Origin of the sequence: Anabaena cylindrica UHCC 0172, assembly GCF_034931625.1 — a bacterium.
In the GTDB taxonomy this organism is placed as follows: domain Bacteria; phylum Cyanobacteriota; class Cyanobacteriia; order Cyanobacteriales; family Nostocaceae; genus Anabaena; species Anabaena cylindrica_A.
This window is the reverse complement of record NZ_JAYGGY010000038.1, coordinates 1-12,554: the sequence shown is the minus strand read 5'-3', so window position 1 is coordinate 12,554 and position 12,554 is coordinate 1. Positions and strand designations below refer to the sequence as shown.

The 12,554-nt window shown below is 35.4% G+C and carries 12 protein-coding genes; 9 read left to right on the top strand and 3 right to left on the bottom strand.

What is annotated here, in order from left to right:
• Positions 1 to 75: 75 nt before the first annotated feature.
• Together VB713_RS11270 and VB713_RS11265 are read left to right on the top strand one after the other, a co-directional pair.
• Positions 76 to 2,010 (top strand): GAF domain-containing sensor histidine kinase, encoded by a 1,935-nt coding sequence (locus tag VB713_RS11270; protein WP_323311647.1) that lies wholly within the window; start codon positions 76 to 78, stop codon positions 2,008 to 2,010.
• Between the two features lie 274 nt (positions 2,011 to 2,284).
• Positions 2,285 to 2,959, top strand: a complete 675-nt coding sequence (locus VB713_RS11265; protein ID WP_323311646.1) for an N-acetylmannosamine-6-phosphate 2-epimerase — start codon at positions 2,285 to 2,287, stop codon at positions 2,957 to 2,959.
• A 138-nt stretch (positions 2,960 to 3,097) separates the two neighbouring features.
• On the opposite strand, the gene VB713_RS11260 is transcribed toward VB713_RS11265, so the two are convergent.
• Entirely contained in the window at positions 3,098 to 4,069 is a 972-nt protein-coding gene (locus VB713_RS11260) for a hypothetical protein (protein WP_323311645.1), read from the bottom strand.
• A gap of 91 nt (positions 4,070 to 4,160) precedes the next feature.
• Here VB713_RS11260 and VB713_RS11255 point away from each other — a divergent pair, with 91 nt between their 5' ends.
• From VB713_RS11255 to VB713_RS11235, 5 genes are all read left to right on the top strand, one after another.
• Positions 4,161 to 5,069: a metallophosphoesterase gene (locus VB713_RS11255; RefSeq protein WP_323311644.1), complete on the top strand. Its 909-nt coding sequence runs from the start codon at positions 4,161 to 4,163 to the stop codon at positions 5,067 to 5,069.
• Positions 5,070 to 5,232: 163 nt separating this feature from the next.
• Positions 5,233 to 6,573 (top strand): AAA family ATPase, encoded by a 1,341-nt coding sequence (locus VB713_RS11250; RefSeq protein ID WP_323311643.1) that lies wholly within the window; start codon positions 5,233 to 5,235, stop codon positions 6,571 to 6,573.
• The gene (locus VB713_RS11245; protein ID WP_323311642.1) at positions 6,570 to 7,211 is read left to right on the top strand and encodes a retron system putative HNH endonuclease; all 642 of its coding nucleotides are present in this window, start codon (positions 6,570 to 6,572) and stop codon (positions 7,209 to 7,211) included. Before VB713_RS11250 ends, VB713_RS11245 begins: the two co-directional genes overlap by 4 nt.
• A gap of 18 nt (positions 7,212 to 7,229) precedes the next feature.
• Positions 7,230 to 7,517 carry an antibiotic biosynthesis monooxygenase gene (locus tag VB713_RS11240; protein WP_323311641.1) on the top strand — a complete coding sequence of 96 codons (288 nt, stop codon included), beginning with the start codon at positions 7,230 to 7,232 and terminating at the stop codon, positions 7,515 to 7,517.
• Positions 7,518 to 7,706: 189 nt separating this feature from the next.
• Positions 7,707 to 8,282, top strand: a complete 576-nt coding sequence (locus tag VB713_RS11235; RefSeq protein WP_323311640.1) for a hypothetical protein — start codon at positions 7,707 to 7,709, stop codon at positions 8,280 to 8,282.
• Between the two features lie 282 nt (positions 8,283 to 8,564).
• Here the strand turns inward: VB713_RS11235 and VB713_RS11230 are convergent, their stop codons facing one another.
• Positions 8,565 to 9,284 carry a hypothetical protein gene (locus VB713_RS11230; protein WP_323311639.1) on the bottom strand — a complete coding sequence of 240 codons (720 nt, stop codon included), beginning with the start codon at positions 9,282 to 9,284 and terminating at the stop codon, positions 8,565 to 8,567.
• A 155-nt stretch (positions 9,285 to 9,439) separates the two neighbouring features.
• Between VB713_RS11230 and crtD the strand changes: the two genes are divergently transcribed.
• On the top strand, positions 9,440 to 10,954 hold the full coding sequence (crtD, locus tag VB713_RS11225; RefSeq protein WP_323311638.1) for a C-3',4' desaturase CrtD: 1,515 nt from the start codon (positions 9,440 to 9,442) through the stop codon (positions 10,952 to 10,954).
• On the opposite strand, the gene VB713_RS11220 is transcribed toward crtD, so the two are convergent.
• A complete protein-coding gene (locus VB713_RS11220; protein ID WP_323311637.1) occupies positions 10,945 to 11,700 on the bottom strand; it encodes a hypothetical protein in 756 nt (251 codons plus the stop codon). The two genes, crtD and VB713_RS11220, sit on opposite strands and share 10 nt — an antisense overlap.
• A 180-nt stretch (positions 11,701 to 11,880) precedes the next feature.
• On the opposite strand from VB713_RS11220, the gene VB713_RS11215 reads away from it, so the two are divergent.
• Entirely contained in the window at positions 11,881 to 12,510 is a 630-nt protein-coding gene (locus VB713_RS11215) for a Uma2 family endonuclease (protein WP_323311636.1), read from the top strand.
• The last annotated feature ends 44 nt before the right edge of the window (positions 12,511 to 12,554 follow it).

Sequence of the window (12,554 nt, the reverse complement as noted above, 5' to 3'; positions counted from 1 at the left end):
AAATAATCACAAAAACTAGGGAACAGGATTTTCAATTACCTTTACCCATTAGCCCATCTCACTAGATTTTTGAAAATGCTTAGTTCTCCCGATTTGAGCTTTTCTCGCACCTTGCCTTTGAGTTTATTTAATCGGCTTGGGGAATTATTGCAGCAGATGGTTCAATCTGTAGAAAGTACTGCTTTGATACTAACAGAAGCTGTGCTGGTAAGAATTCACATCCCTGTGGAATGGCAAGAACAACGGTTTACGCTGCTGGTTTCTGAGGAATTTAGTGCGCTGTTGGTGGGAAAAATGGAGGAGAGCAAAGTAACAGATGAGCAAAAAATTGACTCAGAACTCAGGACTCAAAACTCAGCACTAACTACTAGTTTGACATTTAATTCCGAAGTAATCGCCTCATTTGTCTCGGAATTAAGAAATTTGCTGGAGTTTGATTCTTATATATATCAAAAACTCGAAGGTTATCAGCAAATAATTGTCCCTAATAATGCTACGCTTCAAAGTAAATTCACACTATTGTTATTAGACTATCTTGTTGAGCAGCAAAAAGTAGAGTTAACAGAACCAGCAAATGCTACTCAACATTATATTTGTCAGGCGGTGGAAGATGCTCTCACAAAACAAATTGCCCAGGAGCGGCTGTTAAATCAGGTAACAACGCAAATTCGTAAAAGCCTAGATTTACAAGTAATTATGACAACGGTAATTACACAAGTACGTGAATTTTTGGAATTAGATAGATTAGTAATTTATAAATTTGAATCTATTAAGGTTAAGAATCAACAAACATTATTCGATGTTCAAGATTCACTTAGCTCTCAATCTTTACAAGAAAATGGTCAATATTATCAGGGTTCTGTAGTTCATGAAGCCCTGGGAGAAAGTACTATTTCTTCAGTATTGAATTATCAAGAAGAAAGTTGTATTGCCCACACTTCTCAATGTTGGGAAAAGTATCGTCAAGGCTTTACTTTAGCTGTAGATAATGTGGAAAAAACCTATGTTTTAGAAGAGTGTTTGTTAAATTTTCTTAGAGAGAATCAAATTCGGGCGAAGTTTGTAGCTCCGATTATGTTTGAAGAGAAACTCTGGGGACTATTGATTGCTCATCAATGTCATAGTCCCCATGAATGGACTCAAAGTGAAAAAAAATTGCTAACATCGATCGCAGAACAATTAGCGATCGCAATTTATCAAACAGAGTTAATGCGATGTCTCACCAAAGAGAAACAAACTTTGGAACAACGAGTCATTGAACGCACAATGGCGCTACGGGAGGCATTATTAGCCGCTGAAGCTGCAAGTCGCCTCCGAAGTGAATTTCTGGCGACAATTAGTCATGAGCTACTTACACCGTTAACCTATGTGATTGGGATGTCTTCTACTTTGTTGCGTTGGCCTTTGGGGGAATTGAGTCAACGACAACGGAATTATTTACAAACTATCCATGATAGTGGTGAACATTTATTAGAAATGATTAATGACATCCTCGATTTATCGCAAATTGAGGCTGGTAAAACGGTATTAAATATTGCTGAATTTTCTTTAGTGAAGACAGCGGAAAATACCATAGAATCCTTACTGGAAAAGGCAAATAGCGAAAAAATTACCCTCAAATTAGACTTGCAAATAAACCCTGCACGCGATCGCTTTACAGCCGATTCTAGTAGAATAGAACAAATTCTCTGGAATCTATTAACTAATGCCATCAAATTCACCCCAGAAGGCGGTAGCGTCACCCTCCGTCTGTGGGTAGAAGAAAATACAGCCATCTTTCAAGTAGAAGATACTGGTATCGGCATCCCTGAAGAAAAATTACCACTACTATTTGAGAAGTTTCAGCAACTTGACACACCCTATCGTCGTCGCTACGCAGGTACAGGAGTCGGTTTAGCTCTAACTAAACAAATTGTAGAACTCCATCGTGGTCGAATTGAAGTAGAATCTACCGTAGGTATGGGTTCAATTTTCACTGTCTGCATACCAAATCATGCAAATACCAATTAATACCATATACTTTACAGCAATTCCCATTCAAGTGAGGTACAAGCAGTAATAATTAAACGCAGATGGACGCAGATATAGCTTGCTTCCCGCAGGGTACGCAGATAATTTTGTACTTCATTAGACTAGGAAATGCTATATAATTACTCCCGTATATCATAGCCCCCTCCTCGCTTGCGGGGAGGGGGTTGGGGGTGGGGTTCTTGTCCACACTTCTACTGTTTAGGTTGGTAATTAGTAATTGAACAAATTATCCGCACTTGATATCAAAAAACTAATGAATAATTTAATTACAACCCTCAATAAAGGTTTAATTGTCTCCTGTCAAGCACCTATAAATTCACCATTACATGATGCTTATGTAATAGCTGCAATGGCACAAGCCGCAGTGAATAATGGTGCTATTGGCGTGAGAATTGATACGCCAAATCATATTAAATCTGTCAGAGAAAAAGTGCAAGTACCAATTATTGGACTTTGGAAACAAATAATAACTGGTTCTGATGTTTACATTACACCACAGTTTCATCATGCTGTAGCTGTAGCCGAAGCAGGTGCGGATATTATTGCCATAGATGCAACTACTAGAAATCGCCCCGGTGATGAAAAATTAATTGATATTATTAACAAGATTCATCAAGAATTAGGTAAACCAGTCATGGCAGATGTAGATACATTTGCAGCAGCAAAGTCCGCTGTTGATGCTGGTGCAGATATTGTCGGAACTACTCTTTTTGGTTACACCGCAGAAACAAAAACTTCTGCGCCTCCTGGTTGGGAATTACTCATACAGATAGTAGAAAATTTAGATACTTTTATAATTTGTGAAGGCGGTATTTCTTCACCAGAAATGGCAAAGAAAGCTTTAGATTTAGGTGCTAATGCTGTAGTAGTTGGTGGTGCAATTACTGGAATTGATTTATTAGTGAAAGCCTACAAATCAGCATTATAGTGAACATCTTGTAGGTTGGGTTGACGCAAGGAAACCCAACATTTTGCCGAGCTTCTTAGGTTTCGCTGTTACTTAACTAAAATTTATTATGTTTGTATCCCAAATTCCACAAAGTAACATAGTGAAACCCAACAAAGTTTAAAGTTTCTCCGATAATTTTGATTCCGAAGATATTAAATTTTTGCGTTTAAAAATCACCATTTCATTACCAACAACTGGACTACGCGCTACTAGCCTATCCTGCGAATCAATAATTTCTAAATGACTGAAATCTAGTTCTTGAGAACGCTGGAAGATATCCGCTGCTAATTGATTCTGTTGAGATACTTCTAATGTATACCAATCATCACTAATTTTGATAGTCAAATCACTGGTACGGAAATTAGCTTGAATAGACTTTATCAGTTTAGAAGAAGCTATTTCAGATTGAGTATTTTTTATAGGAATACTAATTTCTGCTAATTGATTTTCAATAGCTACAATTAAAGCTTGTTCAGGTGTTAATTCTATAACTGGTGTCGGTTCAGATTCTTTTGTTGGTTGCGGTTCAGGTTTTATAACTTGTTTTGGTTCAGGTTCTTTTGTTGGTTGCGGTTCAGGTTCTATAACTTGTGTTGGTGTCGGTTTAGCTTCTTGTATTGGTTCTGGAATTATTTCAGGTTTCTGTGTTGGAGTTGGTTCAGGTTCAGTTACAGTTGATGTGGGTATGGGGACTTCCTCAACCGGAGGAAGTGTTGCTATTTTAGTAGGTTTAGAACTCAAAATAGTTAAAGAAGTTGTCAAAACTATCCCCACAGTTATTACCGCAAAAATTCCCGTCAGAACTGTATCTGATACATTGTTAGAAACATTTGATGGTAAAAACAAGCGGAATGTTCTTAAAAATCCATCCCAACTCGACAAAACCCGTTGTAAGATATTAGGCTTTATCTCAGTACTAGAAGGCTGTTCTGTCTCTAGTTTAACTAATGTGTTTTCTAAAATCCCAATTGTTCCTCTCAGAAATTGGATAATTGTCACCTTCCAAATTGGCTGGTTTTTCTGATAAGGTTTTTGAGAAGGTTGAATTTCTCGCTCACCTCTTGGTTTTGGTTGCTTATCTTGTGACATGGAACTTTTACCCAGATTAAAGAATCAAAGACACAGAAAATAGATTTTGACTATTTCTGTCTATTGTGCCATTTATTGAATTTAGTGATTTATGAAACTCAACCGTCGTCAATTTTTATTTTTAAGTAGTCTTAGCACCATTGCTACAGGATTTCTAGGTTGGAAATTATTTGGTCAAAATGCTGAAAATTCACTTTTAGAACCAGCTATAGCCGCTAACCCAGCCAAAAAAGACTTGTTATTGCGTTTTGTATCTGTAGCTGACACAGGAACTGGTGCTAGAGGTCAGTATTCTGTAGCTAAAGCAATGAATTTTTATCACCAAAAAAATCCATACAATTTAGTAGTTTTGGCTGGCGATAACATTTATAACAACGGCGAAATTGAGAAAATAAATGCAGTTTTTGAGCGTCCTTATCAACCTTTGCTTCAAAAAGGTGTAAAGTTTCATGCTTGTTTAGGTAATCACGATATCCGTACTGATAATGGTGTTCCCCAAATCAAATATGCTGGCTTTAATATGAAGGGACGTTATTATACGTTTGGTCAAGATAAAATTCAGTTTTTTGCTTTAGATACTAATGGTAATGCTGATTGGAAAAATCAGCTAGTTTGGTTAGAGAAAGAATTGAGTTTAAGTAAAGCTGATTGGAAGGTTGTATTTGGTCATCATCCAATTTATTCATCTGGTCAGTATGGGAGTAATTCAAAGTTTATTAAAACTTTTACTCCTCTGTTTCAAAAATATAATGTTCAACTTTATATCAATGGTCATGAACACAATTATGAACGCACTAGTTCTATTAATGGCACGACTTATTTAATTTGTGGTGCGGGTGCGGGTAATCGTCCTGTTGGTCGTTCTGAGTGGACTGAATATTCGACTAGTAATTTGAGTTTTGCGGCTTATGATGTATATGCAGATAGAATTGAGGTGAGTGGTATTGGTGTTGATAATCGTATTTTTGATCAGGGTGTGATTAAGTTGAGGAGTGTTTAAACGCAGAGGTACGCGGAGGTTAGCGCAGAGGTTCACAGAGGGTTTTTCTGTTTGTTTACTGCGCTATGAGAGGTTATTTTTTCACGCAGAGGCGCAGAGAGTAAGAAGAGTTTGGAAAGGGGAATGATTGAGAAGTGTTTAGTAAATTAATTGGGTTAAATTTATGAGAGTCAAGCAGCTTAAAATGCAATCTTTTCGCGGTATTGGCGATTTGACGTTGGATTTTGATGAAAAAGAGCCAACGGTGCTTGTTGGTATTAATGGTGTGGGTAAATCGAGTATTCTTGATTGTCTTGCTATTTTGTTGTCACAGATGATGATGCGGATTATTAGTCCTGAAATAGGTGGATTCGGTATCCCTTTCCCTTTTATCCCTTCTACACATATAGAACCCAGAGAAAATGCACGAGCTATTCCTGGAAACCCTGATATTAAACTTCGTTCTTTTGGCGAACAGGATATTCAGAATGGAAGTAATGAGACATACCAAGAGATTGGAATTTTATTGGAATCAAAATTATTAAACTGGTCTATTAAAAAAAATAAAATTAGTGGTAGTGAAGATAGTAAATATAAGCAATTAAATACTTTTACAGAAAATCTTTATCTACAATGGGTAGAAAATCCTCAATTCAACTTACCTCTAGTAATTTATTACTCGGTCAAACGCTCGGTTGTTGATATTGATTTAGAAATTATTGATATTAGTTTATTTAAACAAATAGATGCTTATGATCAATCACTAAATGGTGTCAAAATAAGTTTTGAGAGATTTTTTCAATGGTTTAGGTCTGTCGAGGATTTAGAAAGCGAAATGTTGCGAGATAATCGTGACTATCGAGATAAGCAATTAGAATCTGTTAAAAGAGCTATATCTTCATTAATTACCGAATTTTCTAATTTGCGTGTACGTCGTTCTCCAACTCTCAGAATGACTTTACAAAAAAATGGTGAAGAACTCATAATTAATCAATTATCTGATGGTGAAAAATGCTTATTAGCAATGGTGGGAGATTTAGCCAGACGTTTAGCAATTGCTAACCCAGGTTTAGAAGATCCACTTCAAGGTTATGGTGTTGTTTTAATTGATGAAATTGAACTACATTTACACCCCAAATGGCAAAGAGAAATTATTCCTGCTTTAACTAGAACATTTCCAAATTGTCAATTTATTGTTACTACTCATTCACCCCAGGTAATTAGTGAAGTAAAACCTGAAGGAATTTATATTTTAAAAAAAACAGATAATGGTGTTATCGCTGTGCGTCCTGAAAGTTCTTATGGTAGAGATAGTAATCAAATTCTAGAAGATTTAATGGGTGTTCCCAAACGTCCACAAGAATTTCAAGATAGTTTACATCAGTTATTTCAATTAATTGAGGAGGGAAATCTGGATGGTGCTAGACAATTATCTCAACAAATTGCTGATATCATGGGAGAAAGTGAGCCAGAATTAGTAAAAGCTCGTGTATCTATTAAAAGAAAAGAGATTTTGAAACGGTGAAATATATCAATAAAAGTGAGGAACCAGAAAGCTTTACTGCTTGGAAAGAGTTAGAAAATGATGACTGGAAACCAAGCTGGAATAATTTTAGTAAACCTCATAAAACGGATGTGCATAATTCCTTGTTACAAGAACAAGGTTGTATTTGCTGTTACTGTGGTAGGTTAATTACTATTGATAGTAGCCATATTGAACATTTGCAACCAAGAACAACTTATCCTCAATTATCTCTAGATTACACAAATTTACTTGCATCATGCCAAAAAGATACTGTACCCAAAGAACCTTTACATTGTGGTAAGAAAAAAGATAAATGGTATGATAAAAAATTAATGGTTTCACCATTAGATATTAACTGTGGTGAGTTTTTTAGATATACAGAAGATGGACAAATTTTATCAACAGAAAACCCAGAAAAAGCACTTGCTGCTCAAACAACTATTGATAAACTTGATCTCAATATTGATAAATTGAAAAAAATGCGTATTGGAGCAATAGAAGCAATTTTAGAAGGTTTAGAAGATTTGACAGATAATGAGAGAGAAATCCTACTTCAACGCTTTAGTCAATCTGATGGAAATGGTCAAAATGAAGAGTTTTGTGCTGCAATAGTATATATCCTTAAACAATATATTTAATTATTAACAGTTAATTTTATGATTCTTGAAGCTGTAATGCTTAATGTTAAATCGGGAATGGAGTCTGATTTTGAATCTAATTTCAAAAAAGCTTCCCTTCTTATTTCATCAATGTCTGGATACTTATCCCATGAACTTCATAAGTGTATAGAAGTCAAGGGCAAATATTTATTACTTGTTAAATGGGAAAATTTAGAAGCTCATACTGTGGGATTTAGAGGTTCTGTTGAGTATCAAGAATGGAAGAAACTTCTCCATCATTTTTATGAACCATTTCCCACTGTTGAACATTTTGAGGAAATTTAGACTAAATATAATAATCAGTTTGATGATATTATTCTAGTTATAAAAATAATCTATCTATTGAAATTGAATATTTTAAACGTAAAGTACGGTAATATATAGGATACAAAAATAAAGTACTGACCGTTCAATTAGGTCATTGGAATTTCGAGGATATCTTGCTCAACAAAAAATATCTAGAGGTGCAATTAAATGGCTGTAGAACATATTAATAGAAAAGGTAAGAAATATTATCTCCATCAAGGTACTACTAAAACAGGGAAACCAAAATATTTCTTTTCTATGAAAAATGAAGGTACTCTGGTTACAAGCATACCAGATGGCTTTGAAATATATGAAAATCCTAACGCACAGATTTTCTTACAAAGAATCCAACCTAAACTTATTACTGATTACGAAATTGCCACTGTAGAGGCAGGAATGAAGAAATTCTCAAACTTGCAGTATTATCAAATAAACGTAAAGAAAAACACACTTTATATTTATACTCCCGACCAAAATGTAACTCGTCTATCAGAACTATACTCGTCTTTTTCATTAACCAAATCTACAGATATACAAGGTAATATTGCTCGCTCCATATCTTATTCATCAATGCTGCGATTTGTTCTTTGTGATGAAAATAAGCGAATATTTCAAACTGAAAGATTTTGTTTTTTAGGTTCAATAGATGATTGGATAGAGATAGGATCTCCAGATACTCTTCAAAAACTTATTGAAAAATATGTGAAGCATTTAGACAAAGATTCTTTCTATGAACTACATTAAAGACTTAAATTTTACGAAACTGGCTTGCTTCTTAAGGTGCATCAGACTCCAAAATTCCGTAACAATCAAAAGATTTGCGGCATCTGACGCACCCTACAAGAGATATTTAGTGTGACACACAGCTTAATGTTGATGATTATTTTATTGAATAAAATATAACGACTAAACATTTCATATAAAATTGTTTATTGTTTATTGACTCTTAGTTTATGTCGGGTAGGCAAAACTTCTGGCTTAGTCCAAAGATGCCTACCCCACAAAAATTACACTTCTACATTGTGATCAACTTTTTGCCATTGGTGGAAACACAGAAATACTTCTTGGTGCTTCAGATGAGGGTAAGAATTTTTCTGCCAATAATTGTTGGAAAGTCTTTAATGAATCTTGCCAATTCTGAATTATATTTTGCAAGTCTTGCAGTTTTTCTGCGGGAACATTTCCTAACAAGGGATAATTAAAGTTACCTGAAAATAAGATTGCTGAGGCTTGTTTATCAGGAAATTGGACATTTACTTGATTAATTCCTAAGTTTAGTGTTCCTCGTTTCACAGGATAAGTTAACTGTAAAGCAGCATTTACTTTTCCTCCTCCAAACTCTTGCCATGAACCGGGTGATAAAAGTTTACCGCATATGTATTCATAGGCATCGGCATCTGAGTTAAAAGTGACAAATCCTCTGGGGTTAATTCCTACTCGCTGATACTCTACTTGAGATAGTTTTTCTACTAGATTTTGAGTAATTTTTGGTACTTGTATTTCCGCGATTGGTTTTGTAATTATGCTCTCTAATATGCTCACACTATTAGGTTGGGCAATGATTCCTAAACCACTGTTAAAAAAAAGCTGGACTACACCATTTGCATAAACTGGTTGTTTTGCCAACTCCCAATCGGAGGGAATAATGCCTGTGTATTTCAGAAAGTCGGGGGTGAGAACGGTGGGATTAAGATTTTTGGCGGTAATAGCGATCGCAAATTCTTGAATTTCAAAATCTTTGCTCATAAACCTATGTATTTTTTGACAGTACCAATACTGTATAACCAAACATAAGTACAAATATAGCGTTTCCCCTGATTTTCCTCACTTTCTCCTTTTCCACGCCCAATTTAATTTAAAATTATGAGTAGTAATATTAAGAATTATAAAATTAAGTATCAATGCTTAGTCTTTCCCTTAACAAAAATAAATCCCGCGTCATCGTTATCGGTGCAGGTATAGGTGGACTTACTGCCGGCGCATTATTAGCACATAGAGGTTACAGCGTCTTAATTTTCGACCAGGCTTTAGTTCCTGGTGGTTGTGCTTCTACTTTTAAACGTCAAGGCTTTACCTTTGATGTGGGTGCAACTCAAGTCGCAGGGTTAGAACCTGGGGGGATTCATCACCGCATTTTCTCAGAATTGGGAATTGAGTTACCAGAAGCAACGCCTTGTGACCCTGCTTGTGCTGTTTATCTACCTGGGGAGTCTACACCGATTAATGTCTGGCGTGATTCTCAAAAATGGCAGGAAGAACGCCAAAAGCAATTTCCTGGGAGTGAAGCTTTTTGGCAGTTATTAGCAACTTTATTTAATGCTAGTTGGGAATTTCAAGGACGTGATCCTGTTTTACCCCCGCGTAATTTATGGGATTTAGGACAATTAATCCAAGCGGTGCGTCCGAGTACTTGTATTACTGCGCCTTTCACGTTGTTGACTGTGGGGGATGCTTTACGGTTATTTGGTTTGGGGAATGATTACCGACTGAGGACATTTTTGGATTTACAACTCAAATTGTATTCTCAGGTTAGCGCGGAGGAAACTGCTTTGCTTTATGCTGCAACAGCTTTGAGTGTTTCCCAACTACCCCAGGGATTGTTTCACCTCCAGGGTAGTATGCAGGTTTTGAGCGATCGCTTACTATTTGCCTTAGAACGAGACGGTGGTAAGTTATTAATGCGCCACACTGTCGAAAAAATCAATGTTGAAAATGGCAAAGCTAACGCTGTAGTTATTAAAAACCAGAAAACTGGGGAAACTTGGACAGAATCAGCAGATCATGTAGTTGCTAACGTCACAGTCCAGAATTTAGTAGAGTTATTAGGAGAAAATGCTCCATCTGGATATAAACAAAGAGTAGCCAAACTCCCCCCAGCTTCTGGTGCATTTGTAGTTTATTTGGGTGTAGACAAAAGTGCGATTCCTCTAAATTGTCCACCTCATTTACAATTTTTATATGATACAAATAAACCTATTGGCGAAAATAATTCCTTATTTGTATCTGTAAGTCATCAGGGAGATGGACGCGCACCGCAAGGAAAAGCCACAATTATAGCTTCTTCTTTTGTTGATTTTACTCCCTGGTGGGAAACTCAAGATTATGAAGGGTTAAAACAAAAATTTACCCAAGATGCAATTTCTAAACTTTCTGAATATTTTTATCTCAAGCCAGAAACTATCATTCATATAGAAGCTGCCACACCTAAAACTTTTGCTCATTTTACTGGAAGAGAAAGCGGTATTGTTGGTGGTATTGGTCAACGAATTCCTACTTTTGGACCATTTGGTTTTGCCAATCGTACTCCTATTAATAATTTATGGTTAGTTGGTGATTCAACTCATCCAGGTGAAGGAACTGCGGGAGTGAGTTATTCAGCTTTGACGGTAGTTAGGCAAATTCAAGCTCAAGGGTAGAATGATTTTTCCGCTAGTTTAGCAGTAATTGATTTACCGATATAATGAAAGTAATCATTGGTTGTACCAAAAGCCACAGAATGTTTAGCTATTATAAATACAGTCTGATTATTTCTACCAATAAAAAAATATTCTTTTTTTGAATAATCAATTTTTGTAAACTCAACATCTGCTATTTGTCTCCAATAATATTCATATCCCATACCGTAGAGAATAACAGCTTTAGGTTGATATGCTTTGATTCTCTGACTAATATTATCTATTCGTTTTTCAATACAATGCTTTTTATAGGTGTCTCTATCAGATAAAAAAGGAAGCTTAGTGAGATCAGAATGTTCACTATATAGCCAATGATTAATAGATGGTGAGGGCAAAGGTAATAATTCTAATAAACAAGTTTCTTTATCTTTTCTACCTAATTCGTTAAATTGGTATTCACGAACATCGTCGGGAGTAATATTCTCTTTCCCTTTGGCACTTAATACAATACGAATTAATCCCTTCCATGTGGGTTGTATTTTCTTGTCCCAACACCCCATAGCTATGTGATATTCGGCAACATCTTCTATTTCCTCTTGTCCTCTTTCTACCCATAAATTGATTCTTTCATCTGTATCTTTAAAGCTGCCATCTCCTGCTTCTTCCATACCAATAAACCAATAATTCCCTTTATAATTACCATATCCATAAAAAGTCTCAATTCTTTTTTCTAAAAACTCAGCATTCAAAAAAATTCTATTGTTCATAACTAATTTATTCTACTTAGATAATCACATTTTATAAGTAAAAATATTTTAGTACATATGTCATATACTGTCAAATAAACCAAACTAGGAATGTTATTCTAATGCCTTGATATTTAATTTATGAAAGGTTGAAGAAAAATTTTGTTATCTTTACATATATCACCCGTAGAAAAATAAACTATGGTAACGACAGCAATACCCGCAGAAACCAGAGTTTTACTTGAAAATATCACCTGGCAAACATTTAAAACAATGCTGGCTGAGATGGGTTCAAACCGCACAAATAGAATTACTTATGATCATGGAAAAATAGAAATAATGACTCCACAAAAACCTCATGAAAACTCAAATCGACTAATTGAGGTTTTTGTTGGGGTATTGTGTGAGGAGTTGGGATTAGAAGTCAACCGAGTTGTTTCACTAACATTAACAAGAGATGATTTAGAATATGGTGCAGAACCAGACAGTAGTTATTACATCCAAAATGAGTTATTAGTTAGAGAAAAAGAGAATATTGATTTAGCATTTGATCCACCACCAGACTTAGTATTAGAAGTAGAATACTCCCGACCGAAAATAGATAAATTAAAGCTTTATGCGGCAATGGGAATTCCTGAATTTTGGCGTTTTAATGGAACTACATTAAGAATTTACACTCTTACAAACGAGCAATATTCAGAAATTCAAATCAGCCCTACATTTGCACCTATCCCAGTTAAAGAAATTCCCCGATTTATCGAAGAAAGTAAAAAGATTGGACAAATTGCCGCAACTCGTACTTTCCGCACTTGGGTTAAATCTGGAGTTTAGACTAAAAACAGAGATATAAGTTACAACTACTGAGAAAAGATAAG

Coding starts and splice junctions, on each gene's coding strand:
- VB713_RS11270 (WP_323311647.1), top strand. CDS start 76: ATGCTTAGTTCTCCCGATTTGAGCTTTTCTCGCACCTTGCCTTTGAGT.
- VB713_RS11265 (WP_323311646.1), top strand. CDS start 2,285: ATGAATAATTTAATTACAACCCTCAATAAAGGTTTAATTGTCTCCTGT.
- VB713_RS11260 (WP_323311645.1), bottom strand. CDS start 4,069: ATGTCACAAGATAAGCAACCAAAACCAAGAGGTGAGCGAGAAATTCAA.
- VB713_RS11255 (WP_323311644.1), top strand. CDS start 4,161: ATGAAACTCAACCGTCGTCAATTTTTATTTTTAAGTAGTCTTAGCACC.
- VB713_RS11250 (WP_323311643.1), top strand. CDS start 5,233: ATGAGAGTCAAGCAGCTTAAAATGCAATCTTTTCGCGGTATTGGCGAT.
- VB713_RS11240 (WP_323311641.1), top strand. CDS start 7,230: ATGATTCTTGAAGCTGTAATGCTTAATGTTAAATCGGGAATGGAGTCT.
- VB713_RS11235 (WP_323311640.1), top strand. CDS start 7,707: ATGGCTGTAGAACATATTAATAGAAAAGGTAAGAAATATTATCTCCAT.
- VB713_RS11230 (WP_323311639.1), bottom strand. CDS start 9,284: ATGAGCAAAGATTTTGAAATTCAAGAATTTGCGATCGCTATTACCGCC.
- crtD (WP_323311638.1), top strand. CDS start 9,440: ATGCTTAGTCTTTCCCTTAACAAAAATAAATCCCGCGTCATCGTTATC.
- VB713_RS11220 (WP_323311637.1), bottom strand. CDS start 11,700: ATGAACAATAGAATTTTTTTGAATGCTGAGTTTTTAGAAAAAAGAATT.
- VB713_RS11215 (WP_323311636.1), top strand. CDS start 11,881: ATGGTAACGACAGCAATACCCGCAGAAACCAGAGTTTTACTTGAAAAT.